General features: G+C 70.3%; 22 protein-coding genes and 2 tRNA genes. 18 read left to right on the top strand and 6 right to left on the bottom strand.

The window, feature by feature from the left end:
- The first annotated feature begins 12 nt into the window (after positions 1 to 12).
- The 9 genes from FOF48_RS14665 (at position 13) to FOF48_RS14625 (ending at position 10,659) form a co-directional block, all read left to right on the top strand.
- Positions 13 to 693: an NUDIX hydrolase gene (locus tag FOF48_RS14665; RefSeq protein ID WP_143901924.1), complete on the top strand. Its 681-nt coding sequence runs from the start codon at positions 13 to 15 to the stop codon at positions 691 to 693.
- Between the two features lie 81 nt (positions 694 to 774).
- Entirely contained in the window at positions 775 to 2,244 is a 1,470-nt protein-coding gene (locus tag FOF48_RS14660; protein WP_143901922.1) for an MFS transporter, read from the top strand.
- Between the two features lie 98 nt (positions 2,245 to 2,342).
- The gene (locus FOF48_RS14655) at positions 2,343 to 3,914 is read left to right on the top strand and encodes a hypothetical protein (protein WP_143901920.1); all 1,572 of its coding nucleotides are present in this window, start codon (positions 2,343 to 2,345) and stop codon (positions 3,912 to 3,914) included.
- A 45-nt stretch (positions 3,915 to 3,959) separates the two neighbouring features.
- Positions 3,960 to 4,727 carry a hypothetical protein gene (locus FOF48_RS14650; protein WP_143901918.1) on the top strand — a complete coding sequence of 256 codons (768 nt, stop codon included), beginning with the start codon at positions 3,960 to 3,962 and terminating at the stop codon, positions 4,725 to 4,727.
- 129 nt (positions 4,728 to 4,856) lie between these two features.
- A complete protein-coding gene (pdhA, locus tag FOF48_RS14645; RefSeq protein WP_143901916.1) occupies positions 4,857 to 5,984 on the top strand; it encodes a pyruvate dehydrogenase (acetyl-transferring) E1 component subunit alpha in 1,128 nt (375 codons plus the stop codon).
- A 26-nt stretch (positions 5,985 to 6,010) separates the two neighbouring features.
- The gene (locus tag FOF48_RS14640; protein WP_255442208.1) at positions 6,011 to 7,024 is read left to right on the top strand and encodes a pyruvate dehydrogenase complex E1 component subunit beta; all 1,014 of its coding nucleotides are present in this window, start codon (positions 6,011 to 6,013) and stop codon (positions 7,022 to 7,024) included.
- 6 nt (positions 7,025 to 7,030) lie between these two features.
- A complete protein-coding gene (locus tag FOF48_RS14635) occupies positions 7,031 to 8,644 on the top strand; it encodes a pyruvate dehydrogenase complex dihydrolipoamide acetyltransferase (RefSeq protein WP_143901912.1) in 1,614 nt (537 codons plus the stop codon).
- Between the two features lie 509 nt (positions 8,645 to 9,153).
- A complete protein-coding gene (locus FOF48_RS14630) occupies positions 9,154 to 9,366 on the top strand; it encodes a DUF2795 domain-containing protein (RefSeq protein WP_255442174.1) in 213 nt (70 codons plus the stop codon).
- Positions 9,367 to 9,501: 135 nt separating this feature from the next.
- Positions 9,502 to 10,659 (top strand): sensor histidine kinase, encoded by a 1,158-nt coding sequence (locus FOF48_RS14625; protein WP_143901908.1) that lies wholly within the window; start codon positions 9,502 to 9,504, stop codon positions 10,657 to 10,659.
- On the opposite strand, the gene FOF48_RS14620 is transcribed toward FOF48_RS14625, so the two are convergent.
- The gene (locus FOF48_RS14620; RefSeq protein ID WP_143901906.1) at positions 10,637 to 11,233 is read right to left on the bottom strand and encodes a hypothetical protein; all 597 of its coding nucleotides are present in this window, start codon (positions 11,231 to 11,233) and stop codon (positions 10,637 to 10,639) included. The genes FOF48_RS14625 and FOF48_RS14620 overlap by 23 nt on opposite strands.
- Positions 11,234 to 11,281: 48 nt before the next feature.
- Here FOF48_RS14620 and FOF48_RS14615 point away from each other — a divergent pair, with 48 nt between their 5' ends.
- Complete coding sequence (locus FOF48_RS14615) at positions 11,282 to 12,250, top strand: response regulator (RefSeq protein ID WP_186001906.1); 969 nt, start codon at positions 11,282 to 11,284, stop codon at positions 12,248 to 12,250.
- A 113-nt stretch (positions 12,251 to 12,363) separates the two neighbouring features.
- Here the strand turns inward: FOF48_RS14615 and FOF48_RS14610 are convergent.
- The 4 genes from FOF48_RS14610 to gltX form a co-directional block, all read right to left on the bottom strand.
- Positions 12,364 to 12,435, bottom strand: a tRNA-Glu gene (locus FOF48_RS14610).
- 81 nt (positions 12,436 to 12,516) lie between these two features.
- Positions 12,517 to 12,587 (bottom strand) — tRNA-Gln (locus FOF48_RS14605).
- A gap of 52 nt (positions 12,588 to 12,639) precedes the next feature.
- A complete protein-coding gene (locus tag FOF48_RS14600; RefSeq protein WP_143902214.1) occupies positions 12,640 to 13,050 on the bottom strand; it encodes a hypothetical protein in 411 nt (136 codons plus the stop codon).
- Between the two features lie 46 nt (positions 13,051 to 13,096).
- Positions 13,097 to 14,542, bottom strand: a complete 1,446-nt coding sequence (gltX, locus tag FOF48_RS14595; RefSeq protein WP_143901902.1) for a glutamate--tRNA ligase — start codon at positions 14,540 to 14,542, stop codon at positions 13,097 to 13,099.
- A gap of 88 nt (positions 14,543 to 14,630) precedes the next feature.
- Here gltX and FOF48_RS14590 point away from each other — a divergent pair, with 88 nt between their 5' ends.
- From FOF48_RS14590 to FOF48_RS14575, 4 genes are read left to right on the top strand one after another with little or no spacing between them, the layout of a single operon-like run.
- On the top strand, positions 14,631 to 15,212 hold the full coding sequence (locus FOF48_RS14590) for a hypothetical protein (RefSeq protein ID WP_143901901.1): 582 nt from the start codon (positions 14,631 to 14,633) through the stop codon (positions 15,210 to 15,212).
- Positions 15,212 to 16,096, top strand: a complete 885-nt coding sequence (locus FOF48_RS14585; RefSeq protein WP_143902212.1) for a myxosortase-dependent metalloprotease, MXAN_2677/MXAN_2678 family — start codon at positions 15,212 to 15,214, stop codon at positions 16,094 to 16,096. The genes FOF48_RS14590 and FOF48_RS14585 overlap by 1 nt, the downstream gene beginning before the upstream one ends.
- Positions 16,093 to 17,064, top strand: coding sequence for a myxosortase-dependent metalloprotease, MXAN_2677/MXAN_2678 family (locus FOF48_RS14580; RefSeq protein WP_143901899.1), 972 nt, complete (start codon positions 16,093 to 16,095; stop codon positions 17,062 to 17,064). Before FOF48_RS14585 ends, FOF48_RS14580 begins: the two co-directional genes overlap by 4 nt.
- A gap of 9 nt (positions 17,065 to 17,073) precedes the next feature.
- On the top strand, positions 17,074 to 17,793 hold the full coding sequence (locus tag FOF48_RS14575; protein WP_143901897.1) for an HAD family phosphatase: 720 nt from the start codon (positions 17,074 to 17,076) through the stop codon (positions 17,791 to 17,793).
- A 28-nt stretch (positions 17,794 to 17,821) separates the two neighbouring features.
- On the opposite strand, the gene FOF48_RS14570 is transcribed toward FOF48_RS14575, so the two are convergent.
- A complete protein-coding gene (locus FOF48_RS14570) occupies positions 17,822 to 19,888 on the bottom strand; it encodes a TonB family protein (RefSeq protein WP_143901895.1) in 2,067 nt (688 codons plus the stop codon).
- 247 nt (positions 19,889 to 20,135) lie between these two features.
- On the opposite strand from FOF48_RS14570, the gene FOF48_RS14565 reads away from it, so the two are divergent.
- Genes FOF48_RS14565 through FOF48_RS14550 form a run of 4 tightly spaced genes read left to right on the top strand, consistent with a single transcriptional unit; the run spans position 20,136 to position 24,229 of the window.
- Entirely contained in the window at positions 20,136 to 20,699 is a 564-nt protein-coding gene (locus FOF48_RS14565; protein ID WP_143901893.1) for a chemotaxis protein CheW, read from the top strand.
- Complete coding sequence (locus tag FOF48_RS14560) at positions 20,696 to 22,174, top strand: CheR family methyltransferase (protein ID WP_143901891.1); 1,479 nt, start codon at positions 20,696 to 20,698, stop codon at positions 22,172 to 22,174. The genes FOF48_RS14565 and FOF48_RS14560 overlap by 4 nt, the downstream gene beginning before the upstream one ends.
- A 52-nt stretch (positions 22,175 to 22,226) precedes the next feature.
- Positions 22,227 to 23,819, top strand: a complete 1,593-nt coding sequence (locus FOF48_RS14555) for a methyl-accepting chemotaxis protein (protein ID WP_255442173.1) — start codon at positions 22,227 to 22,229, stop codon at positions 23,817 to 23,819.
- A complete protein-coding gene (locus FOF48_RS14550) occupies positions 23,816 to 24,229 on the top strand; it encodes a PleD family two-component system response regulator (protein WP_143901887.1) in 414 nt (137 codons plus the stop codon). The genes FOF48_RS14555 and FOF48_RS14550 overlap by 4 nt, the downstream gene beginning before the upstream one ends.
- Positions 24,230 to 24,232 lie beyond the last annotated feature (3 nt).

The raw sequence follows: 24,232 nt of genomic DNA, 5'->3' as shown, positions 1-24,232 counted from the left end.
GAGCAGGCAGACATGCGTCCCAGCAGTTCCAATGTGACTGACATCGAGATCATCGAGGATTTCTCCGCCACGGCGCGTTGTGATGAGGGCTTCCTCCGAGTGCGGCGGCTGCGCTGCCGCAACCGGCGCGCGGACGGTTCCTCCTCTCCGGTGTACAGGGTGGATGTCGTGGACCGGCCACGGCTGGACGCGGTGTCCGTGCTCGTCTACCGCCGTGCGTCAGACGGAACCGTGGAAGTCCTGACGCGGATGAACCTGCGCCCCGCGGCGTACTTCCGCCGGGAGCAGACCGCGTCCATGACCGTGCCCGACGCGGTGAGTTATCTGCGCGTGGAGGAAATCGTCGCGGGGCTGCTGGAGCCTTCCGACAAGGGCGAGGAGGGGCTTCGCCGCCGCGCGGCGGAAGAGGTGAAGGAAGAGGCGGGCTACGCGGTGCGGCCGGAGGACATCCAGCTGTTGGGCGGCGCGTTCTTCCTGGCGCCGGGCATCTTGTCGGAGAAGGTCTTCCCGGCCGCGGTGGACGTCACCGGCGTCGAGCAGGGCGCGGTGGAAGGGGACGGCTCGCCTCTAGAGGAGGGCATCCACCTGCAATGGCGGCCGGTGCAGGCGGTGCTGGAGGCGTGCCGGCGCGGTGACATCGCGGACGCGAAGACGGAAGTGTCCCTCACGCGGCTGCTCGCCCGGCTGGGCTGAGGCGCTTGCTGTTTCCGGGGTGAGGACGGACGGGGTAGGGTGCGGGCCCGTTCGTTCCCCCCTCCAGGCGAGGTTCGTCGCATGTCGTCGCTGCCCCCGTGGCTGGCCCAGCTGTTGCCCATCGTCATCCTGCTCGGGGCCATTGGCCTGGTGCTCTCGCGGCTGCCGCGCGTGGAGCTGGGCCACACCGATGCGTTCCGCCGCCGCCGCTTCTTCAACTGGTTCCCCCTGGGGCTCACGTACGCGTTCCTCTACATGGGGCGCTACAACCTCAACGTGGCGACCAGCGCCATGGGGCAGCAGACGTCCAACGCGGACTTCGCGACCATCTTCTTCTGGGGGACGCTCACCTACGGCGTGGCCTTCCTCCTCAACGGCCCGCTGACGGACAAGCTGGGCGGGCGCTTCACCATCCTGCTGTCCGCGGGCGGCTCCGCGGTGGCCAACGTGGCGATGGGCGGCGTCGTGTACGCGGTGCTGAAGAACGGCTGGGCGCCCCCGGGCGGCGTCGTCGCGTGGCTGGCGTTCCTCTACAGCGTCAACATGTACTTCCAGAGCTTCGGCGCGGTCTCCATCGTGAAGGTGAACGCGTCGTGGTTCCACGTGCGTGAGCGCGGCCAGCTGGGCGGCGTGTTCGGCATCCTCATCTCCCTGGGCCTGTACTTCGCGTTCGACTGGTGCCGCTTCATCGCGGACGCCGCCCCGGTGTGGTGGGTGTTCTTCGTGCCGGCGGCGCTGCTCGTGGGCTTCCTGGGGGTGGACTTCTTCGTCATCCGCGACACGCCAGGGGAGACGGGCCACCCGGACTTCGACACGCAGGATGCGTCCAGCGGAGAGACGGGCCCGGCGCTCAGCGTGCCCCAGCTCTTCGGGAAGCTGCTGAGCAACCGCGTCATCCTCATCATCCTGGGCGTGGAGTTCTGCAGCGGCTTCCTGCGCAACGCGGTGATGCAGTGGTTCCCCAAGTACGCCAAGGCGGTGGGGGAGTCCGGCGGCTTCGTGGCCTCCAACTGGGGCATGCTGTCGTGTGTCGCGGGCATCCTGGGCGGCATGTTCGCGGGCGTCATCAGCGACCGGCTCTTCGACTCGCGCCGGGGCCCCGTGTCCACGGTGCTCTACGCGGGGCTGCTGGCGGGCGCCGTGGGCGCGGTGTTCCTCCTGGGAACCCAGGGCGCCGGCTGGTCCGTGGTGTTCATGTCCCTGTGCGTCATCGGCGTGCACGGCATGCTGTCCGGCACGGCCACCATGGACTTCGGCGGCAAGAAGAACGCGGGCATCGTGGTGGGCATCATCGACGGCGCGGTGTACGCGGGCACCGCCATCCACGCGCTCGTCTATGGGGCCATCCTGCCCACGGGCGACGCGATGAAGGATCCCGCCAACTGGAAGCCCTGGCCGCTGGCCATGCTGCCCCTGGCCGTCGTGGGCCTGGTGCTGGCGTCCCGCGTGTGGAACGCGAAGCCCCAGCCCAAGGCCGCGCCGCTCCCCGTGGGCGCTGTCGTCCCGGGCGCCGTGGCGGAAGCGTCTTCTCGTACGGGCACCAACGGTTGAGCACTTCCGGAGCGCCGGGGTGTGCGTCCTCGGACGCTCCCCCGTCCTCCGGTGTGGGTGACTCCCGTGTGACAGGCCTGTGACATAGACTGCGGTCCGTGTCCCAGGCCCCTGAAGCACTCCACAGTCGGTTCGACGTCCACGACCGCAAGCAGTTTGAGATCAAGCTCGAGTACCAGCCCACGGGCGCGGACGAGACTCGCTACCTGGTGGAGGCCTACCTCTTCCTGCCGTCGAGCCTGAACATCGACGCGGAGACGTACCCCCGCGCGGACTTCTACGCGGACATCCACAACTACGTGCGCTTCAAGACGCCGGTGATGGGGCTGGGAGAGCTGCTGTCGTCGGAGGGCTCGCCGCTCGTGAAGCTGGAGGCGTGGCAGCGCTCGGGGGTGGCGCCGGAGGCGGACGTCGTCTACCAGGCGAAGCTCTTCTCCTGCGTGTTCCGGGGCGCGCTGCGCCGGTTCGCCACGACGGTGGAGACGCGCTGTGACGCGAAGACCGGCGAGGCGGGGCGCGCGGACCTGGAGACGGTGGTGCGCTCGGCGGGGGACTCCGTGCCCGCGGTGTTGGAGCGCTTCCGCGCGTGGCTGCGCGCGACGGGCGAGGCGAAGCTCCAGGAGAAGACGCGCGCGTCGCTGCGGCTCGTGGATGAGTACGTGAGCCTGCTGGTGGAGCAGTTCTTCCGCCGCGCGGTGGCGGACATGGAGCCGCTGCCCCGCTCCGGGCCGTGGCTGTCCCTGCGCAAGGGCTTGATGGAGGCGGTGCTGCGCGAGGAGTCCTACCGCAAGGAGCACCGGCTGCGCTCGGTCCTCAGTCCCACCGGGGACAACGAGGAGTACATGCAGCGGCTGGGCTTCCTGAAGAAGTTCTGCATGAACGTGCTCTTCCTGTCCTCGCGCAGGCGCCAGCGCCGGCAGGGCTGGGAGGAGGTGCTGTTCGCCATCGCCGCGGGCGTGGCCATGGCCTTCGCCACGTCGGTGGCGCTCTGGGCGCAGGTGCGCTTCACGCAGGTGAGCCTCAACTTCTTCCTGGTGGCCGTGGTCGGCTACATGATGAAGGACCGCATCAAGGAAGGGCTGCGGCGCATGTTCAGCCGCGTGGCCGCCACGCACCTGTACGACCGCACCACGGACCTGGTGGACCCCGTCACGGCGCGCGCCATCGGCACCTGCGAGGAGCGGGTGGACTACGGTGCGGCGGTGAAGGTGCCCCAGGCGGTGTCGTCCCTGCGGCAGCACGACGACTTCCTCACCGTGTCGCAGGGGGAGCTGTCGGAGGCGGTCATCCGCTACCAGAAGCGCATCGTGCTGGACGCGCGCCTCTTGCCCCGCTCGGAGCGCGGCCTCACCGGCGTCACGGACATCCTCCGGCTCAACGTGGGGCGCTTCCTGCGCGACATGGACGAGCCGGAGTTCGCGCTGGAGTACGTGGACCTGGGGGACTTCTCCGTGGGCCACATCCGCGGCGCGAAGCGCTACCCCGTGGACCTGGTGTTCCGCTTCACGGTGATGGAGGCCGGCGCGCGCAAGGAGTCCGCGCAGCTGGTCCGGCTGGTGCTGGACCGCAACGGCATCCAGCGCATGCAGAACTTCCTCCAGGCCCCGGAAGCAGCGGAGCCCGCAGGGTCCGTGCCCTTCCAGCCGGCCGCATGGCGCGCGGGCGCGTGATTTGATGGCCAGCATCGCGCCGGGGGCATGTATCTTCCGGCGTCCATGGCTTTTGAAGATCTCAAGCAACGCGTGCGGCCGGACTGGCGCGACACGCTCCGGGGCATCCTGGTGAATGCCCGCTCGCTCGGCCCCCAGGCCGTGCTGGCGTTCGACCTGGACTCCACGCTCTTCGACAACCGGCCCCGTCAGGCGCGCATCCTGCGCGAGTATGGCGACGCGCGCGCCCTGAGCCTGCTCTCCGCGTGCGAGCCCCGTCACTGGGACACCGGCTGGGACATGCGCGCCGCCATGCGCGCGTGCGGCCTGACGGACGCCGACGTGGAGCGGCTCTACGCGGACGCGCGGGCCTTCTGGCAGGAGCGCTTCTTCACCAGCGCCTACTGCGTCTTCGACGAGGCGATTGAAGGGGCGGCGGCCTTCACGCAGGCGGTGGCCGCCACGGGCGCGCAGCTCGTCTATCTCACCGGCCGCCACGAGGCGATGCGCGAGGGCACCGTGGCGTGCCTCTCCCGTTGCGGGATGGTGACACCGCCCGGCGCGGACGGGCGCGTGCAGCTCATCATGAAGCCCACGCTCGCGGAGAACGACGACGCCTTCAAGCGCGACGCGCATGTGCGTTTGGGCCGCATGGGTCGGGTGGTGGCGGCGTTCGACAATGAACCCACACACGCCAATGACTACTGTCACCGCTTCCCTGAGGCGACGGTCATCCACCTGGCCACGGACCACTCGGGCCGCGCCGTGGAACTCTTGGAGGACGTTGTATCCGTGCCTCATTTTGACTTGGAGGGCGTGACGCACCGCGCCTGAAAAAAGGCGTGGCGGAGAGTGGTTCTGAAAGGCTTTGGAAGTCCCTTTGCCGCGCGCTAAGAGGCGCACGGCGTTCGCCGCCCTTCCCCCTCGGGTCCCCAGGGGCGGCCCAGACGGAGGCATGCCGCGGTGGCCAGCGCGTACTCGAAGGACCTGTTGTTGACGATGTACCGGAAGATGTACCTCCTGCGGCGCTTCGAGGAGCGGGCCGGCCAGCAGTACACGCTGGGAAAGATCGCCGGCTTCTGCCACCTCTACATCGGCCAGGAGGCCGTGGCGGTGGGTTGCAACGAGGCCATCCGTCCGGATGACTACATGCTGTCCGCCTACCGCGACCACGGCCAGCCGCTGGCGCGTGGCAGCGACGCCGGGATGATCATGGCGGAGCTGTTCGGCCGGGGCACGGGCTACAGCAAGGGCAAGGGCGGCTCGATGCACATCTTCGACATCGAGCACCACTTCTACGGGGGCTACGGCATCGTCGGCGGGCAGATTCCGCTCGCGGCGGGCATGGCCTTCGCCGCGCGCTACCGCAACGAGGACCGCGTCACGGTGTGCTTCTTCGGCGACGCGGCCGCCAACCAGGGCGCGTTCCACGAAACCTTCAACATGGCGCAGAAGTGGAAGCTGCCGGTCATCTACATCTGCGAGAACAACCGCTACGGCATGGGCACGGCCATCGCGCGCACGTCCGCGGTGCCGGAGATCCACAAGCGCGCCTCCGCGTACGGCATGCGGGGCGAAGCGGTGGACGGCATGGACGTCCTCAAGATGTACGAAGCGGTGAAGGACGCCGCGGAGTACTGCCGCGCGGGCAAGGGCCCCGTGCTGATGGAGGCGAACACGTACCGCTTCCGCGGCCACTCGATGGCGGACCCGGCGAACTACCGCAGCAAGCAGGAGGTGGAGGACGAGCGCCGCAACGACCCCATCCCGAAGCTGCGCGAGTTCGCGATGAAGCAGGGCTTTGGCCTCTCCGACGCGGACTTCGAGTCCATCGAGGAGGAGGAGAAGCGCGCGGTGGACGCGGCGGTGAAGTTCGCCGACGAGTCGCCGGAGCCCAGCGTGGACGAGCTGTGGCGCGACACCATCGTGGAGCCGGGCGAGGAGGACGTTCGCCCGCGTGAGCGCGTGCTGGGCGTGAAGGTCACCAACTGGCCGAAGTACCCGTCGGGCCAGGAGCTGAAGGTGACGTGGGACCTGGAGCCCCGCGCGGAAGCCGAGCAGGCGGACAAGAAGGCGGGCCTGAGCCGCTAGCGCTCGCGTCCCCCCATCCACAACCCATTCGAGATTCGAGTTCGGAGCCGACGATGCCCGAGTTGATGTATCGCGAAGCGTTGAACCAGGCGCTCGCCGAGGAGATGGAGCGCGACGCCAATGTGTTCCTCATTGGCGAGGAAGTGGGCCGCTACAACGGCGCGTTCAAGGTGTCCCAGGGCCTGCTGGACAAGTTCGGCAGCGCGCGCATCATCGACGCGCCCATCAGCGAGCTGGGCTTCACGGGCCTCTCCGTGGGCGCCGCCGCGGTGGGCCTGCGCCCGGTGGTGGAGATGATGACCTGGAACTTCGCCATCCTGGCGATGGACCAGATCGTCAACAACGCGGCCAAGCTGCGCCACATGAGCGGCGGCCAGCTGCGCTGCCCCATCGTGTTCCGCGGCCCGGGCGGCGCGGGCGGCCGGCTCTCCAGCCAGCACAGCCAGTCGCTGGAGGCCAACTACGCGCACTTCCCCGGCCTGAAGGTGATTGCCCCGGCGACCCCGGCGGACGCCAAGGGCATGCTCAAGAGCGCCATCCGGGACGAGAACCCGGTCATCATGTTCGAGGGCGAGCGGCTCTACGCGCTCAAGGGCGAGGTGCCGGAGGGTGAGCACATCGTCCCCCTGGGCAAGGCGGACGTGAAGCGTGAGGGCACCGACGTCACGCTCATCACCTGGAGCCGGATGTACTACTTCTGCATGGAGGCTGCGGAGGCCCTGGCGAAGGAAGGCATCAGCGTGGAGGTGCTGGACCTGCGCACTCTGCGCCCCCTGGACGAGGAGGCCATCCTCGCGAGCGTGCGCAAGACGAACCGCGCCGTGATCTGCGAGGAGGGCTGGGCGCTGGCCGGCATCGGCGCGTCCGTGGTGGACCTCATCCAGTCCCAGGCGTTCGACGACCTGGACGCGCCCGTCGTGCGCGTCACCGGGCTCGATGTGAACATGTCCTACGCAGCGAACCTGGAGAACGCGACCCAGCCGGACGCGCCCAAGATCATCGCCGCGGTCAAGAAGGTCCTGTACCGCGAGGGAGCCTGAACGCGTATGGCGACGCCCATTCAGATGCCCAGCCTTTCCCCGACGATGAAGGAGGGGAAGATCGTCAAGTGGCTGAAGAAGGTGGGAGACAAGATCTCCTCCGGAGACGCCATCGCCGAGGTGGAGACGGACAAGTCCAACCTCGAGGTGGAGGCGTACGACGACGGCTACCTCATCCAGATCGCCGTGCCCGAGGGCGAGGTCGCCACGGTGGGCGCGCCCATCGGGTACCTCGGCGCCAAGGGCGAGAAGGTCACGGGCGGCGCGCCCGTGGCCGCGGCCCCGGCCGCGCCCAAGGTGGAAGCCCCCGCCGCGAAGCCTCCGGAGCAGGCCCCGGCCCCCGCCGCCAGCGGCGCGGGTGAGGGTCTCGCCATCCTGATGCCTTCGCTCTCCCCGACGATGAAGGAGGGGAAGATCGTCAAGTGGCTGAAGAAGGAGGGCGACAAGGTCTCCTCCGGAGACGCCATCGCCGAGGTGGAGACGGACAAGTCCAACCTCGAGGTCGAGGCGTACGACGACGGCACGCTCGCGCGCATCACCGTGAAGGAGGGCGACATGGCCACCGTGGGTGCGCCCATCGCGTTCCTCACGCCGAAGGGGGCCAAGGCCGGGACGTCCGCTCCGGCGGCAGCGCCCTCGGCGCCGAAGCCGTCCGCCGCCGCGGCTCCGTCCGCGCCCGCCGGGGGGCAGGTCGTTCCCCTTCGCCGTGAGGCCGCCCCGGCCTCGGGTGGCCGGCTGCGCGCCAGCCCCCTGGCGAAGCGCATCGCCCAGGAGCGCGGGCTGGACATCAGCCAGGTGCGCGGTTCGGGGCCGCTCGGGCGCGTGGTGAAGCGCGACGTCGAGCAGGCGCTGGGCCAGGGCGTGGCGAAGGCCCCCGTGCAGGCACCGGCGGCGAAGAAGGTCGGTGCTCCGCAGCCGGAAGTCCGCGCCTTCGGAGCGCGTCCGGAGCCGCAGGCGGTGCCCATGTCCTCCATGCGCAAGGTCATTGGCCAGCGCATGTCGGAGGTGAAGCCCGGCGTGCCTCACTTCTATCTCACCGTCGAGGTGGAGATGGAGGCGGCGGCGAAGATCCGCGAGGAGGCCAAGGCGCTGGACCTGAAGGTGTCCGTCAACGACATCATCGTGAAGGCGGCGGCCATCGCGCTGCGCCGCTCCCCGAAGATGAACGTGTCGCTCCAGGGCGACCAGGTGCTGCACTACGGCACCGTGGACGTGGGCATCGCGGTGGCCATCGAGGACGGCCTCATCACGCCCATCATCCGCGACGCGGACCTGAAGGGCCTGCAGGCCATCTCCGCCGAGTCCCGCGACATGGCGGAGCGCGCCCGCAAGCGCGCCCTGAAGCCCGCCGAGTACACGGGCGGGTCGCTCACGGTGAGCAACCTGGGCATGTACGGCATCGACCAGTTCATCGCGGTCATCAACCCGCCCCAGTCCGCCATCCTCGCGGTGGGTGCCGTGGCGGAGAAGGCCGTGGCGCGCGACGGGCAGGTGGTGGTGCGCAAGATGATGACGGTGACGCTGTCGGGTGACCACCGCGTCATCGACGGGGCCACCGGCGCGGAGTACCTCCGCGAACTCAAGGGGCTCCTGGAGCACCCCTCGCGGCTGCTGTTCTAGCGGGCTCGCGGCCCGCCGCCTTCGCCCCCGTGCAGGACGCACGGGGGCGGGGCACGGCTCGGGCTCCTCCCGCGTCAGTTCCTCCTCCACCTCCCGCTTCAACCTGTGCCGTGCCCCAGTGACGTCCGCTGGGGCCGCGCGCGGCCTGTCCATGTCGGGGCCTCTCCGCGTGCTCATGCGCGCGTCCTGGGAGGCCGGGCCACGGTTCCGGGCGAGGGGCTGGACCGTGCTTCACGGGTGCCCCGCCCGATTCCGTCGTGTTCGCGAAGACGCGTGACTCCTCCCTTTGGACGGAGGCATGGGGAGGGGTGTGTGGCGGTGTGGTGGGATGCCCGCACCAAAGCAGCCACCCCGTGGGATGGAGGGGCAGGGGGCTTGCCTGCCTGTCTCCCTCCGGATGGCGAAAAAGATCAGCAGCCGGCACGGTTCGCTGCTTAACTTCTCAGTCAATGAACGACGACATGACTCGCGAGCGCCTGGGACTTGGACTGCGGGAGGTGGAGCCTTCCGTGGCTCCGCTCGTTCCGTCGGTGTCCCTGGCGCAGTCGCTTCAGGAAGCGCTTCGCGGCGCGGTGTTCCCTCTCACCGCGGAGCAGTTGATGTGGGTGGCCCGGGAGAACGAGGCGCCGGCGCACCTGGTGTCGTTGCTGGGGTCGCTTCCCCGAGGCCGGTTCCCGTCCGTGGACACGGTGGCCCTCGCGCTTGGAAACGCCTCCGCCTGAGCCGGGAAGCCGGCTGCCACGTTCGGTTCCGACCTGGGTACAAGGTACCCCCAGGCGCGCGGTCGGACGTGCGCGTTATCTTCGGCGCGACCAGCCTGTCTTCCGGATGAGGAAGCCATGGTCTGGAGGAGCTCCATGAACGCCTCGGACCTGCCCGCCGTGCTGTACGTGGACGACGATGCCCTCAACCTGAGGGTGTTCGACGCCAACTTCGGGCAGCGGTTTCGCATCTTCCGGTGCTCGTCGCCCAACGAGGCCCTGGCGCTGCTGGAGCAGCGGCGTGGGGAGATTGGCGTGGTGCTGTCGGACCAGCGCATGCCGGGGATGACGGGCGTGGAGTTGCTGGAGCGCGCCCGCACCATCGCGCCGGACGCCAAGCGCATGTTGGTGACGGCGTACGCGGACATGCAGGCCGTCATCGACGCGGTGAACCGCGGCCAGGTGACGCGCTACTTCGTCAAGCCGTGGGACCGCGCGGAGCTGCTGGCGGCGCTGGAGGACGCGCTCAAGATCGCTCGCCTGGAGCTGCGCATCCGCGAGGTGGAAGGCCGGATGATGAAGTCCGAGCGTCTGGCCACGCTGGGGCAGGTGACCGCGGGCATCGCGCACGAGCTGATGGGCCCGGTGGGCTACCTCACTCAGAACGTGTCGTCGCTCCAGCGCGACATGCACCGCGTGGTGCAGTACGTGTCGCGCCACCTGGCGACGGATCCGGACGCGGACGTGTCCTCCACCGTCGAGGACCTGCCGGCCCTCATCAAGGACCTGTCCGAGGGCGCCAGCCACCTGCGCGAGGTGGCGCTGGGCTTGCGCGCGCAGGCGCGCGGCGAGGACATGGAGGCCACCGCGGACGTGGCCGAAGTGGTGTCCTTCGCGGTGAAGCTGGCGCGGGCGGAGGTGCGTGACCGGGCACGGCTCACCAGCAACGGCGAGCCGGTGCGCATCGTCTTCGGGCCGGTGAAGCTGTGCCAGGTGCTGCTCAACCTCATCGTCAACGCGGCGCAAGCCATGGAGGGCACGGGCCGCGCGGGCCGCATCGACGTGCGGTGGGCGGCGCGCGACGAGGAGGTGGTGCTGTCGGTGGTGGACAACGGGTGCGGCATCCCCGTGGCGCTTCAGGAGCGCGTCTTCCAGCCGCTGTTCACCACCAAGCCCGTGGGCATCGGCACCGGCTTGGGCTTGTCCATCTGCCGCGAGCTGGTGACGCAGTTCGGCGGTCAGCTCCGCCTGTCGTCCACGCCGGGCGAGGGCACGGAGATCGAGCTCACCTTCAAGCGAGCCCTGCTCCCTTGAGCCCGAAGGCGTTGTGCAGGAGGCGCCACACCCGGTAGAGCGTCTCCCCCTCCTGCGTGCGCACGTTCCGCACCAGGAGTGCGCGTTGGGGCTCGGACTCGGGGCCATATTCCACCACGAGTGCGTAGCCGCCCTTCGGAGGTTCGATGATGTGCACCGCGCGCACGTCGTCGAAGGGCAGGGTCAGGGTGCGCGCGGCCCCCGGGGCCCACGCCAGCGTCTCCAGCCGCAGGGACTCCGTCTTGAAGTGCAGCACGAAGCGCCGGCGCCGCAGCCGCGCCTCCACCCCGAGCGCGCAGCCCACCATCGCCCCGGCGAGCACGAGCAGCAGGGTCGCGGCACCCGGGGTCCGGGAGGCATCCAGGACGAGCAGCACCAGCCCCACGACGGTGCACACCCCGGCCAGCCCCACGCAGAGGGACGGCAGGAGCCGCAGCGTCCAGGGCGGCGGCAGGGACTCCCCCACCAGTCGTCCTGCGTCGTAGAACAGCCGCACATCACCCAGCCGCGGCGGTACGCGGTTCTCCCGGAGCGCGTCTTCGAAGCTCACCCGGCGATGATAGGCGGACCGCATGCTTCCGACCCTCGAAGTTGGGCGAGAGCTGTGCGATCCTCCCAATTCATGGATCTCCCGTTTGAGACCGGTGAAGGTGAAGGGGAAGGGCGGGGGACGCTCGCCTCGAAGGTGCTGCTGGTGGATGACGAGCCGGTGGTGCTCGACATCTGCGTGCGCCTGTTGGGGCGGGAGGCGGACCTCATCGTCTCTCCCGTGGGCAGCGCGGAGGAGGCGGTCGTCCTCTTGAAGAACCAGCGCTTCGACGTCCTGGTGACGGACAAGAACCTGCCCGGCATGGGCGGCGTGGAGCTCATCGCCGAGGCCCGCCGCATCCAGCCCGCGCTGGAGGCGGTGATGATCACCGCGTACGCCAGCTCCGAGTCCGTCATCGCCGCGTTCGCCGCCGGCGCCAGCGACTACATCATCAAGCCCTTCGACGACCTGCGGGTGTTGCGCGCCAAGGTGCGCGCCGCGCTGGAGCGCAGGTCCGAACGCGTGCGCACGCGCGACAGCGCCCGCGAGGTGGCGCGGCAGGCCGCCGCGCTGCTGGATGCCGGCCGGGACGCGCCGGAGCCCGCGCACGTGGCGCTGGAGACGGAGCTGCGCAACTACGAGGAGGCCGTGCGCCTGGGCCACTCCGGCAACATCGCGGTGGTGGGCAGCGCGGAGGCCGTGAAGGTGCTGCGGGACGCGAGCTTCGAGGTGGTGGAGCTGCCGCCGTACTCGCCCCAGCTGGACGGCGCGGACGTGGTGGTGGTGGAGACGGGCGACCCCCAGTGGCACACGCTGGCCGAGCGGCTCCAGAACGGCTCCCCGGACGTGGTGCTCCTGGCCGGCGCGGACGCCGACCTGAGCGACCTCCTGGAGGCCATCACCCTGCGCATGGACCTGGTGGGCTACGGCCAGGCCAACGCCGCCCGCGTCCTGCCAGAGAAGGTGCGCATGCTGCTGATGCGCCGGGGCATCCAGCGCGCCCAGCAGCGGCTCACCTCCGCGCTGGACACCTTCCGGCAGAGCATCGCGTCCACGGCCTGACGCCGCCGGGGCCATTCCTGAACGAGGGGTGGCCCCGCTCGCGGAGCAGGGAGGGGTTCGAGAGCCCGCAAAAGCGAAACGCCCACCTTCTTTTCAGAAGGTGGGCGTCTCAGTGACCCTGCCGGGATTCGAACCCGAGTTTGAGCCGTGAGAGGGCTCCGTCCTAACCACTAGACGACAGGGCCAGATTTCTTCCCTACAACCGCGTCGTTTCTGCCGACGCTTCCTACAGTCTCCGTTTCACTCAGTCAACCGGAGATTTTCAGCTGGGGAACTAGGATTCGAACCTAGATAAGCAGAGTCAGAGTCTGCTGTCCTGCCGTTAGACGATTCCCCAAGGACCTGCGACTGCGGGCGCTTCTACTACCGACTTCTGCTGCTGACTTCAACTACTTCGTTTTCCTGACCGGCTTGCTGTCGGGCTTCTTCGCCGGCTTCGTCGTCCCCTGCAGCGGGACGACGTAGATGCGAACTTCCTCGTTCGCTTCGTAAATATTCAGCCCCTCGAAGTTCTTCCCCGACGGGTTGGAGATGTGCACGGCCTTGACGCCCGGCTGGTTGACGATCGACCGCCTCGGGTAGCTCGAGGCTGGGTAGATGTTCTTGTAGTAGTCGAGCGTCGCCTCGAAGTCGCGCGACGCCCGGTACCTGTTCTCGCCCACCTTCTGGGCACCATCCGGGATCTGGGCGCCGTTGACCACTTCGGCGCCCGAGGCCGTTGCCCAGAGGGCCAGCAGCAGCACCCCGAGCGGGCGCGCCTTATAGAAATGGGGTCGCAGGCTGTCAAGCGGTCGCGTCATCGCCGGCCAAGATAGGGCCCGGCGCCGTCCGCGTCCACCGACAATCTCACCCGCCGCGGGCCAGCGCCGCGTCGATGCGCCGGAGGGCTTCATCGCGCCCCACGAGCAGCAGCGTCTCCCCGATGCCGGGGCTGGTGGTGTTGCCGGTGATGGCCACGCGCAGCGGCTGGGCCACCTTGCCCATGCCCACCTGGGCGGACTCGCTCACCGCCTTCACCACGCCGTCCAGCGGCTCCACGGTCCACTCGGGCAGCGCGGCCAGCTTCTCCCGGGCCTGGCGCAGGAGGCCCAGCGAGTCGCCGCTCAGGTGCTTGGCGGCGGCCTTCTCATCCAGGGTGACGCCGGTGCGGAAGTAGATGGACGCGGTGTTCGCCATCTCGTCCAGCGTGCGCGAGCGCTCCCGCAGCGCGAGCACCAGCGGCTCCAGGCGCGCGTCGCCCTTCACCTGGAAGCCTCGGGCCTCCAGGAAGGGCGTCAGCCGCTCCGCGACCACGGACGGCGGCAGCAGCTTGAACCACTGCTGGTTGAGCCACTGGAGCTTCTCCGGGTTCCAGACGCCGGACGTGCTGCCCACGCCGTCGAAGTCGAACCACTCCACCATCTGCTCGCGGGTGATGACCTCGTCGTTGCCGTGGCTCCAGCCCAGGCGGATGACGAAGTTGAGCAGCGCCTCCGGCATGATGCCCGTGCGCGCGTGCAGCATCACGTCCGCCTCCGGGTGCTTGCGCTTGGAGAGCTTCTCCCGGTCCGGTCCCAGGATGAGCGGCAGGTGCGCGAAGTCCGGCGGCGTCCAGCCCAGCGCCTGGTAGAGCATCAGCTGGGGGAACGTGGAGTTGACGTGCTCCTGGCCGCGCGACACCAGGGTGATGTCCATCAGGTGGTCGTCGATGACGCAGCCGAAGTTGTAGAGCGGGATGCCGTCCGCGCGCATCATCACCCAGTCATCCAGGTCCGAGTACGGCTTGGAGATGACGCCCAGCACCTTGTCGTCGAACGACGCGGTCCCCTCGCCGGAGGGCATGCGGAAGCGGATGACCGCGTCCTCCAGTTTCTTGCCGGCGGGCGGGGCCTTGAGGTCGTGGCAGGTGCCCTCGTAGCGGTAGGCGCGGTTCTCCTTCTCCGCCACGGCACGGCGCTCGGCGATCTCCTCGCGGGTGCAGTAGCACCGGAAGGCCTTGCCCTGGGAGATGAGCTGCTCGGCGTGCGCCCGGTAGGTGTCCAGCCGCTGGGTCTGGAAGTAGGGGCCGTACTTCGGGTCCTCCTTGCCGGGACCTTCATCCCAGTCCAGGCCCAGCCAGTTCAGGCCGTCCAGGATGGCCTTGACGGACTCCGGGGTGGAGCGCTCCTGGTCCGTGTCCTCGACGCGCAGGATGAACGTGCCGCCGTAGCGCCGTGCGTAGAGGTAGTTGAAGAGCGCCGTGCGAGCGCCTCCGATGTGGAGGTATCCAGTAGGCGACGGAGCGAAGCGGACGCGGGGTTTGGATGAAGCCATGGGCAGGCGGGCGATAGCAGGACGGGGACACGAGGGTCAACGCAAGCCGCCCGCTTGAGGTTAGGCTGCGCGCCCAAGGAGACTTTCCATGCCGATTCGACACGCAGTTCGCACGCTGGTGCTGGTCGCCCTGCTCGGGGGGCTGCCGGTGGGGGCCACCACGATGCTGCGCGCGGACCTGCCCCAGATGGCGCAGACGTCCGACGCGGTGGTGCAGGGGGTCGTCCGGCGCGTGCAGAGCCGCTGGAGCGGTGACAATCGCCGCATCGTCACCGACGTGGAGATCCAGGTGACGGAGTCGCTCAAGGGGCAGCCCGGCGGCACGGTGCTCGTCACCCAGCTGGGAGGCCGGGTGGGGGACATCGGGCAGGTGGTGAGCGGCCTGGCGTCGTTCTCCGAGGGCGAGGAGGTCGTCGTCTTCCTGGAGAAGCGGGGCGCGTCCGCGTTCCAGCTGTCGGGCATGGCGCAGGGCAAGTACCAGGTGCAGCGCGCCGGGCCGAGCGCGATGGCGGTGCCGGCGCCCACCGGCGACGCGGTGCTCATCGACCCGAAGACGCGGCAGGAGACCGTGTCGTCCGCGCAGACGCTGTCGCTGGAGGAGCTGAAGGCCGCCGTGCGCGCGGCGCTCCAGGCGCAGCAGGCCGCGCCCGCGAAGAAGGGGGCGAAGTGATGGGCGCGCTCGCGTCGTGGGTGGTGATGGCGGCGGTGCTGGGCCAGAGCTCCGCGCCCTATGTCCGCAGCCGCGTGACGCCCGGGGATGCCTCCACGCAGTGCCTGTATTGGACGCAGTCGCGCGTCACCTGGCAGCAGAGCACCGTGGGCAACCCGAAGATGACGAACCACACGGAGTTCGACGCCATCTCCCGCTCGTTCCAGAGCTGGCAGAACATCTTCGCCACCTGCGGCAACCTGTCGCTGGTGGAGGGCCCGCGCGTGGACAGCCGGACGGTGGGCTACAACCGCACGGGCGACAACATCAACCTCACCCTGTTCCGGGCGCGCGGCTGTCGCGACGTGGTGCCCGCCGGCGATGCCTGTTTCACCCAGGACACGTGCGCGAACACGTACGACTGCTGGGATGACAGCGACGGCACCATCGCCATCACGCTCACCACCTACGACGAGCGCACGGGCGTCGTGTACGACTCCGACATCTCCTTCAACGCCGCGCGCTTCAACTTCACCACGGGCAACGGCGGACCGTGCGGCATCGTGGCCACGCCGGACTGCGTGGAGACGGACGTGCAGAACACGGCCACGCACGAGGTGGGTCACTTCGTGGGCCTGGACCATACGCAGGCGCAAGGCTCGACGATGAACCCCAGCGCCCCGCCGGGTGAGACGTCCAAGCGCACCATCGACTCCGGCTCGCAGAGCTTCGTGTGCGCCGCGTACCCGAAGGGCAGCGCGAGCCAGCCCTGCATTCCGCTGACGAACCCGGGAGGGTCCGGGAACAGCGGCGGTGGTTGCGCCACGGCGTCGGGAGGGCTGGCGGCGCTGCCGCTGCTGGCCGCCGCCTCGCTGCTCGCGCGTCGCCGGCGGGGGGCGCGGTGAGCCGTCGCCTGCTGCTCCTGGGATGGCTGTTGTGCGCGGGAGCCGCGGGCGCGCAGCAGGACTACAGGCGCACGCTCGTGCCGGGGCGGCCGCTGTGCCTCGTGTGGCCGGGCCGCGACTACGTCTACCACCTGGATGCCGCCGGCAGCTCGCGCACGCCCGGAGACACGGAGGTCGCCGCCATCGAGGCCGCGTTCGACGCGTGGCGGGCGCTGTCCGCGACGTGCAGCGACTACCGCTTCATCCGGGGCGAGGACTGGAGGCTGCCGGTCGCCGTGGGCTACGACCAGGAACACCCCTTCGACAACTACAACGTCATCACCTTCCGCGAGCGCAACTGCCAGGACGTGGCCCCCGCGGACGACGTGTGTTGGCAGGAGGAGACGTGCGGCAATGTCTATCAATGCTGGGCGCACGGGGGCGCCACCATTGGGCTCACCACGTCCTCGTTCAGCTTCAAGGACGGGCGCGTGGTGGACGCGGACATCGAGCTCAACGCCGCGCAGTCGGACTACGGCCCCGGCTTCCTCTTCACCACCGTCAACGGTCCTCCGTGCGAAGGCACGCTGTCCACCGACTGCGTCGCCACGGACGTGCAGAACACGATGACGCATGAGATTGGCCACGTCATCGGGCTGGACCATGTCTTCTCCGCGGGCTCCACCATGGAAGCCACCGCTTCGCTGGGGGAGACCTCCAAGCGCGTCATCGACGCGGGCTCCGCGGCCGGCTTCTGCGCCACCTATCCGCGCGGCCTGCCGCCCACCCAGTGCCGCACCCCGGTGGACCCGGGCCTCAAGCTGGTGGCGGACGGGAAGGGCACCGGCTGCGACGCCTCCTCCGGGGGACCGGCCCTGGCCGCTGGGCTGCTCTGGGCCGTGGGGGGCCTCCGGCGGCGCCGGAGCAGGCGGGCAACGGGTCCGCTGGCCGGCCCTCTTGCGGCTGCCCCGCGCGGCACTCGCGGTTAGACTGTCCGCGTGGCTGTCGCCTTCTTCGACCTGGACCGGACGCTGCTCGCCGCCAACTCCGCGTCGCTCTGGGTGCGCCGCGAGCTGGCGCTGGGCCACATCTCCCGCTGGCAGGCCCTGCGCGCCAGCGTGCTCCTCGCGCGCTATCACCTGGGCTTCGTGGCCATGCAGGACGTGCTGCTGCGCGCCACGGCCCTGCTCACCGGCTCCGACGCGAAGGACCTGGAGGCGCGCTCGGCGGACTTCTACGCGGAGGCCGTGCGGGGCCGGTACCGGCCGGGGGCCCTGCAGGCCCTGGAGGCCCACCGTGCGGCGGGGGACCGGCTCGTGCTCCTGACGTCGTCCTCGGGCTACCTGTCCGACCTGGTGGCGCGCGAGCTGCGCCTGGACGGCGTGCTCTGCAACCGCTTCGAGGTGGACTCGGCGGGCCGCCATACCGGGCGCCCGCTGGGGGAGGTCTGCTTCGGCGAGGGCAAGCGGCTCTACGCGGAGGCCACCGCGAAGGAGGCAGGCGTCGCGCTGTCCGCATGCGCCTTCTACACGGACTCGTATTCGGACCTGCCGGTGCTTCGGGTGGTGGGGCGCCCGGTCGTCGTGAACCCCGACCACCGCCTGCGCCGCGAGGCCCGGCGGCAGGGCTGGCCGGTGGTGGACTGGGGCGTGCCTTCTGGAGGCGCCGCCCCTTCCGTCCCACCGTCGCCGCCGCTGCTGCCCTCCACCGGCCCCTGAGGGCAGTGGAGGACGCGGTGCCGCTGTCTCAGCGGCGCGGCGCGACGAGCCGCATGGTGAACGTGTAGTCCACGTTCGTCGCGCGGCCCTGGTACTGGATGGGCTTGTAGACGCGGGACTGGAGCGAGTCGAGCACCGCCCGGTCCATGTGCTGCACCATCTTCAGGATGCGGCAGTTCTCCACGCGGCCCTTGGTGGTGATGGTGCAGCGCACCGCGACCAGGCCCTCGGCCTTGGTGGCCAGCGCCTCGCGCGAATAGGAGATGTCCCGGCCCTCCTCCAACAGCACCGGGCGCTCCATGGCCTCGTTGAAGGGGACGACGGCGTTGGGGTCGACCGGCGCGAGCGCGCCGGTGGTCAGCGACGGCACCGCGAGGCTGCCCACCGCGCTCACCTGCGCCGCCGCGGCCGACGAGCCCACCGCGCCCGCGGACTTGTCCGTCGTCGTGGCGGGGACGACGGCGGTGCTGGGGGCGGTGGCCGGCGTCGCCTGCACCATCACCGGCGCGGCGAGTCCCCCCGGCGTCACCGGGGCCACGTTCTCGAAGTCCTCGGGCGTGGAGGCGGTGGCCAGGTCCACGCGGCTCTGGCGGTCGGAGCCGCCGCGGCGCTTGGTCATCTTCTGCGACAGCACCACCTCGCCGGAGCCGCCGGTGACCACGGTCTCCGTCTGGTAGCCCTCCAGCACGAAGGACAGCTCCGCGGTGATGCTGCCCTCGGTGCCCAGGGGCAGCTCCAGGACGAAGGGCGTCACGCCCCGCTCCTTGCCCTTGTAGAAGACGCGCGCGCCAGACGGCTGGCTCATCAGCCGGAAGCGCACCTTGCCCGGAGCGGGCGCCGTCGTCGGGGCCTCCGCCACGGGGGCCTGCTGGGCGGGTGCCGCCACGGGCGCCGCGGGCGCCGCGGCCTTCTCCTCCGGACCGCCGCGCAGGAAGAACAGCGTCACGCCCACGAGGCCCGCCACCAGCACGCCGCCCATGCCGCCCATCAGGAGCGTGCGCTGGCGCGCGCGCTGCACGTCCGCCGGCACCTCCACGCTGATGTCCACCGCGAGCCCACCGTCCGCGGGCTCCGCGTTGCCCACGTTGGCGAACAGCGGCGACGCGTACGGGCCCGTCGTCGGGGGAGAGGGGTAGGGGCCCGTGGTCGTCGCGCCGCCCAGCCGGCGGAACACGCCGCTGTTGCCGCCCGCGGCCATGTGCGCCTCGCGCAGGCCTTCCAGCAGCTCGTCCATCGTCTGGAATCGCCGGACCGGGTCCTTCTCCAGGCAGCGGCGCACCACCAGCTCGATTTCGGCCGGCACCGCGATGTCCGGGCGCACGGCCTGGAAGGTGGGAGGCGGCTCCTTGTAGTGGGCGAAGATGAGCTCGATGTGGTCGCGCGCGATGAAGGGCGGCCGTCCCATCAGCATCTGGAACAGCATGATGCCCAGCGAGTACACGTCGCTCCGCGCGTCCGCCACGTTGCGCGCCTGCTCCGGCGCCATGTACTGCGGAGAGCCCAGGAACGTGCCGTTCTGGGTGATTTCGGGGCTGACCGGCCCCTCCTGCGGCGCCACCGACTTCACGAGGCCGAAGTCCAGGACCTTCACCAGGTCCTGATCGGACTCGTTGAGGATCATGATGTTCGCGGGCTTCAGGTCGCGGTGGATGATGCCCAGGCTGTGCGCCTCGCGCAGGGAGCGGCACACCTGCTGCGCCACCGACACCGCGCGCGCCCACGGGAGCGGACCTGCCTGGCCCAGCACCTGCGCGAGCGTGCGACCCTCCAGGTACTCCATCGCGATGTAGTAGATGCCGTCGTCCGTCTGCCCGTAGTCGATGACGGTGACGGTGTTGGGGTGCCGCAGCTTCGACGTCAGCGACGCCTCGCGCAGGAAGCGCTTCTGGAAGCCCGGGTCGCGGCTGCTCGGGAAGTTGGGGTTGAGCACCTTGAGCGCCACCACGCGCTCCAGCGGCGCCTGCAGGGCTCGGTAGACCTTGCCCATGCCTCCCACGCCCAGGGGTTCCAGAATGCTGAAGCGGCCGTTCAACGTCCGGCCGATGAGCGGATCCGTTCCCGGGGCCTCAGGGCTCGGGGAATCGCTCTTGATCATTCGTGTCCCCTCGATGCCGCGTGCAGCATGGTTTCTCCGGCAAAAGCAGCGTGCTTGCATCCAAGCACAACTCGCGGGTGGGGCGCACCCGGAGGGGGTCCGGAATCCACCACGTCGGGGCAAGCACGACCCTGGTCGCAGGGGTTGATGTGAGAACGGACCTTCCGGCTTGCCCGCATTGCGTTGGACGGGGTTCCCGGATTACGGTTTTTCTTCCTGTCCGTCGTGCGGCGGGCGGAGTTCCCTGATGGCTGAAACCCCCAAAGTTCCCGTTCCCACCCATGCGCGCCGTGCCTCCGTGCAGCAGCGGTTGAGCGCGCTGGAGGTGGAGCAGAACCAGCTGCGGCAGGAGCTGGTGTCGCTGCAAGGTGAAGTCCGCCTGCCCGGCCTCTATCTGACCGTGGAGGCAGGCAACACGACCGCGCTGGTGCCCGCGCGCCAGGTGCAGGAGGTGGTGCGGCTGGTGGCGTTGGATCCGCTGCCCGGCGCCCCCGTGCACGTGTCGGGGTCCTTCGTGTACCGGGGCAGTCCGGCGGTGGTGGTGGACGTGGCCCGGCTCCTGGGCGTCAAGCGCGTGCCGGACCTGGATTCACTCCTGGTGGTGGTGGACGCGGGCCGCACGGTGGCGTTGCTGGTGGACCGGGTGAAGGACCTGGTGGAGACGCCGGTGCTGGTGGACGGCTCGCAGGGCGGCGAGGAAGCCCTCCCGTGGGACGGCACCGGGCTGATGGCGGGGCTGTGCCGCACGCCCGAGGGCCTGCGCCCGCTCCTGCGCACGAGCGCGATGCTGGCCGGGACGGAGGGCCTGTGAGCGAGGGGCTTCTCGACGACGCAACGCTCGCGAAGGTCGAGGAGGTGCTCCAGGGCGCCTGCGGCCTGACGCTCGCGAGCAGCCTGCGTCGCTCGTTGGAGCCCGCGCTGTCCCGCGCGGCGCTGTCGCGGGGCCTGTCGGAGGCGACCTTCCTGCGCCAGCTGCTCATGCGTGAGCCGGCGGCGGTGGAGGCGTTCATCGAGCACGCCGTCATCGGCGAGACGTACTTCTTCCGCCACCCGGAGCACCTGCGCGCGCTGGCCGTGCGGGCCCGCCTCCATCAGGGCGGCACCTTCCACGTGTGGAGCGCGGGCTGCGCGAGCGGCGAGGAGCCCTACAGCATCGCCATGGCGCTGATGGCCGCCGGGTTGGGTGACGGTGGGCGCTTCCGCGTGCTGGCGACGGACGTGTCCGGCCGGGCGATCCAGCGCGCGAAGGCCGCGGTGTACAGCGGGTGGTCGCTGCGCCGCATCGAGCCGGAGCTGGAGCGGCGCTTCCTCATCCCGCACCCGGGCGCGCAGGGGCAGGACGCGCAGCACGGCGTGGCCCCGGAGGTCGCCCGCGCGGTGGACTTCCGCCGCCACAACCTGGCCACGGACGCGGTGCCGTCCCTGGGCTTTCACGCCATCTTCTGCCGCAACGTCCTCATCTACTTCACGCCGGAGCTGGTGCGCGCGGTGTTGAGCCGGCTGGTGGCGGCGCTCGCGCCGGGCGGGCTGCTCTTCGTGTCGCCCGCGGAGGTCCCGCTCACCAACGGCCTGGGCCTGGAGTCGCTGGACGCCGACGGTACGCCCGTCCTGCGCGTGCCCCTGGAGCCGTGGGCTTCGGCTTCGGTGGAGCCCGTGGCCGCGCCCGCGCGCCGCGACACGCCGGGGCCCTTCGCCGCGCTCCGCCGCCACACGCCCGTGCCGGGCAGCGTGATGCGGCTGGAGCCCCGTCGCCCCACGCCGCCGCCCATGCCCGCCCTGCTGCCGCGGCCCTCGGCGGCCTCTGCTCAGGTGGAGCCTCGCGCGACGGAGGCCCGGCGTGCTGGGACTTCCGCGGCGGTGGCGCCGCGCCTGGGCGACGAGCGCGGCGCGCTGACGCGGGCGCTGGAGGCGGCGCAGGCGGGCCACTTCGAGGAAGCGGAGGCGCTGGCGCGCGAAGCGGCGCGGGCGTTGTCTCCGGAGGCGTACCTGCTGCTGGCGATGGTGGCGGAGTCGCGGGGCGATCTGGACGCGGCGGTGGAGGCGGTGCGCAAGGCGCTGTACCTGGAGCCGCAGCTGGCGCTGGGGCATGCGACGCTGGTGGCGCTCTACAGCCGGCTGGATCGACGCGAGGACGCGGAGCACGCGCGGCAGAACGCGCTGCGTGCGCTGGATGGGTTGGATGACGAGCACCCGCTGCGAGGGGTGGAGACGACGATGACCGCGGGGGGGCTGCGGCAGGCGCTCGCTCCCCGGCCTTCGCAGATGGGCTGGCAGGGCGCGCGCTGAACAGGCTGCGTGCCTCGACACGTGAGGTGGGGACAACGTGGAAGCGAAAGGAATGAAGGCGGCACTGCCCGAAGGGGCGGACTCGGCGCGGCTCAGCCTGCGGACGAAGATCCTCGCCGCCACCGGCATCTTCGGCATCGTGTTGGTCGGCAGCCTGACCTTCGCGTTCTGGATGCAGATGAGTGATGGCCTGCTGGCGGAGCTCACCAAGCGCTCGCGCGCGGTGGGCATCGGCATGGCGTTCAGCGTGTCCGCGTCCGCGGCCGCGGGCGACTCCGCGATGCTCCAGGCGGGCACGGACATGGCGCTCAAGAGCGTGCCGGACATCGCGTACATCGTCTTGCGCGACGCCAGCGGCAAGGTGCTGGCGCGCTCCGCGGACGAACACTTCGCGAGCGCCGCGGCGGTGGAGCCCGCGGACGGCGACTCGGTGGTGGACCGGCTCCTGACCGTGGGCACGCTGCCCGTGGTGGAGACCACGGCGCCCATCCTGTTCGGCCCGCCGGGCGGCACGCTCCAGCGCGTGGGCACCGTGCAGCTGGCGCTGGACCGCGAGGCGCTGGCCGAGTCGCTCGCCGCGAGCACCTGGCGCACCGCGGGCCTGGGCCTGCTGGTGCTGGTGCTGGGCCTGCTGGGGGCGGCCGGCATGGCCAGCCTCTTCATCGTGCCACTGGAGCGGCTGGCCCGCGCGGCGGTGGGCATCGCGGCGGGGGACCTGCGCCAGCAGATCGACACGAACGGCACGGACGAGATCGGCGAGCTGGCGCGCAGCTTCGCCACCATGGCGGACGCGCTGGTGCATCTGCTCCATGACCTGCGGGGCGCGGCGACGGACCTGGAGCACGAGGCGGCGGGCGTGCTGGCCACGTCCACGCAGCAGTCCGCGATGGCGCACCAGCAGGCGTCCGCCATCAACGAGACCAGCACCACGGTGGCGGAGATCGCCCAGACCTCCAAGCAGGCCACGTCCTACGCGGACGCGGTCATCGCCCAGACGCAGAAGTCGGAGTCGCTGAGCACGGAGGGCCAGAAGGTGGTCACGGAGAGCGTGGCCGGCATGGAGAAGCTGGGCGAGCAGGTGAAGGCCATCGCGCTGGCCATCACCGACCTGAACGAACGCACGCTGCAGATCAGCGACATCATCGGTCAGGTGAAGGACGTGGCGGAGCAGTCCAACCTCCTGGCCCTCAATGCCTCCATCGAGGCGGCGAAGGCGGGCGAACACGGGCGTGGTTTCGCGGTGGTGGCCACGGAGATGCGCACGCTGGCGGAGCAGTCCCGCATGGCGGCGGACCAGGTGCGGGTGCTCCTGGGGGAGGTGCAGAAGGGCACACGTGTAGCGGTGACGACGACGGACGAGGGCAGCCGGCGCGCACAGGCGGCGATGGAGCTGGCGCGCGGCGCGGGCTCCACCATCCTGGGCCTGTCGGAGGTCATCCGCGAGTCGTCGGGGGCGGCGCGGCAGATCGCCGGCAACACGCGGCAGCAGACCATTGGCGTGGAGCAGATCGCCACGGCGATGGGCGAGCTGACGTCCGCCATGAGTGATTCGGTGGAGGGCACGCGGCGCATCGAGCAGGTCGCCGGCAACCTCTCCATCTTGTCGAAGCGTTTCTCGGATCTCGTAGGCAGGTACCAGCTATGAACAGCAACGTGACAGGCGGGGCCAGGAAGTCGGCGAAGGTGCTCATCGTGGAGGACACGAAGACCATCACCAACCTCCTGCAGGTCTACCTGATGGGGTGGGGGCTGGACTTCGTGGACGCGCCCAACGGCGCGGTGGGACTCAAGCGCGCGCGTGAGCAGAAGCCGGACCTCATCATCTCCGACGTGCAGATGCCGGAGATGGACGGGTTCGCGCTGTGCGCCGCCATCCGGGGTGACGCGAAGCTGCACGACACGCCCTTCATGCTGCTGACATCCCTGAAGGACGACGCGAGCCGCCAGAAGGGGAAGCTCGTGGGGGCGAGCGCGTTCCTCAACAAGCCCGTCTCCGTGGACGACCTGCGCTCCAAGGTGCGGGACATCCTCAAGCTGCCGGCCACGAAGTACTGACGC

Source organism: Corallococcus sp. Z5C101001 (assembly GCF_007352635.1).
Lineage (GTDB): Bacteria > Myxococcota > Myxococcia > Myxococcales > Myxococcaceae > Corallococcus > Corallococcus silvisoli.
This window is presented reverse-complemented; position numbering and strand designations above follow the sequence as displayed.

Excerpts from the sequence above, each read along its gene's own strand:
- FOF48_RS14665 (WP_143901924.1), top strand. The coding sequence starts at position 13 with ATGCGTCCCAGCAGTTCCAATGTGACTGACATCGAGATCATCGAGGAT.
- FOF48_RS14660 (WP_143901922.1), top strand. The coding sequence starts at position 775 with ATGTCGTCGCTGCCCCCGTGGCTGGCCCAGCTGTTGCCCATCGTCATC.
- FOF48_RS14650 (WP_143901918.1), top strand. The coding sequence starts at position 3,960 with ATGGCTTTTGAAGATCTCAAGCAACGCGTGCGGCCGGACTGGCGCGAC.
- FOF48_RS14635 (WP_143901912.1), top strand. The coding sequence starts at position 7,031 with ATGGCGACGCCCATTCAGATGCCCAGCCTTTCCCCGACGATGAAGGAG.
- FOF48_RS14625 (WP_143901908.1), top strand. The coding sequence starts at position 9,502 with ATGAACGCCTCGGACCTGCCCGCCGTGCTGTACGTGGACGACGATGCC.
- FOF48_RS14620 (WP_143901906.1), bottom strand. The coding sequence starts at position 11,233 with ATGCGGTCCGCCTATCATCGCCGGGTGAGCTTCGAAGACGCGCTCCGG.
- FOF48_RS14615 (WP_186001906.1), top strand. The coding sequence starts at position 11,282 with ATGGATCTCCCGTTTGAGACCGGTGAAGGTGAAGGGGAAGGGCGGGGG.
- FOF48_RS14600 (WP_143902214.1), bottom strand. The coding sequence starts at position 13,050 with ATGACGCGACCGCTTGACAGCCTGCGACCCCATTTCTATAAGGCGCGC.
- gltX (WP_143901902.1), bottom strand. The coding sequence starts at position 14,542 with ATGGCTTCATCCAAACCCCGCGTCCGCTTCGCTCCGTCGCCTACTGGA.
- FOF48_RS14590 (WP_143901901.1), top strand. The coding sequence starts at position 14,631 with ATGCCGATTCGACACGCAGTTCGCACGCTGGTGCTGGTCGCCCTGCTC.
- FOF48_RS14585 (WP_143902212.1), top strand. The coding sequence starts at position 15,212 with ATGGGCGCGCTCGCGTCGTGGGTGGTGATGGCGGCGGTGCTGGGCCAG.
- FOF48_RS14570 (WP_143901895.1), bottom strand. The coding sequence starts at position 19,888 with ATGATCAAGAGCGATTCCCCGAGCCCTGAGGCCCCGGGAACGGATCCG.
- FOF48_RS14565 (WP_143901893.1), top strand. The coding sequence starts at position 20,136 with ATGGCTGAAACCCCCAAAGTTCCCGTTCCCACCCATGCGCGCCGTGCC.
- FOF48_RS14555 (WP_255442173.1), top strand. The coding sequence starts at position 22,227 with ATGAAGGCGGCACTGCCCGAAGGGGCGGACTCGGCGCGGCTCAGCCTG.
- FOF48_RS14550 (WP_143901887.1), top strand. The coding sequence starts at position 23,816 with ATGAACAGCAACGTGACAGGCGGGGCCAGGAAGTCGGCGAAGGTGCTC.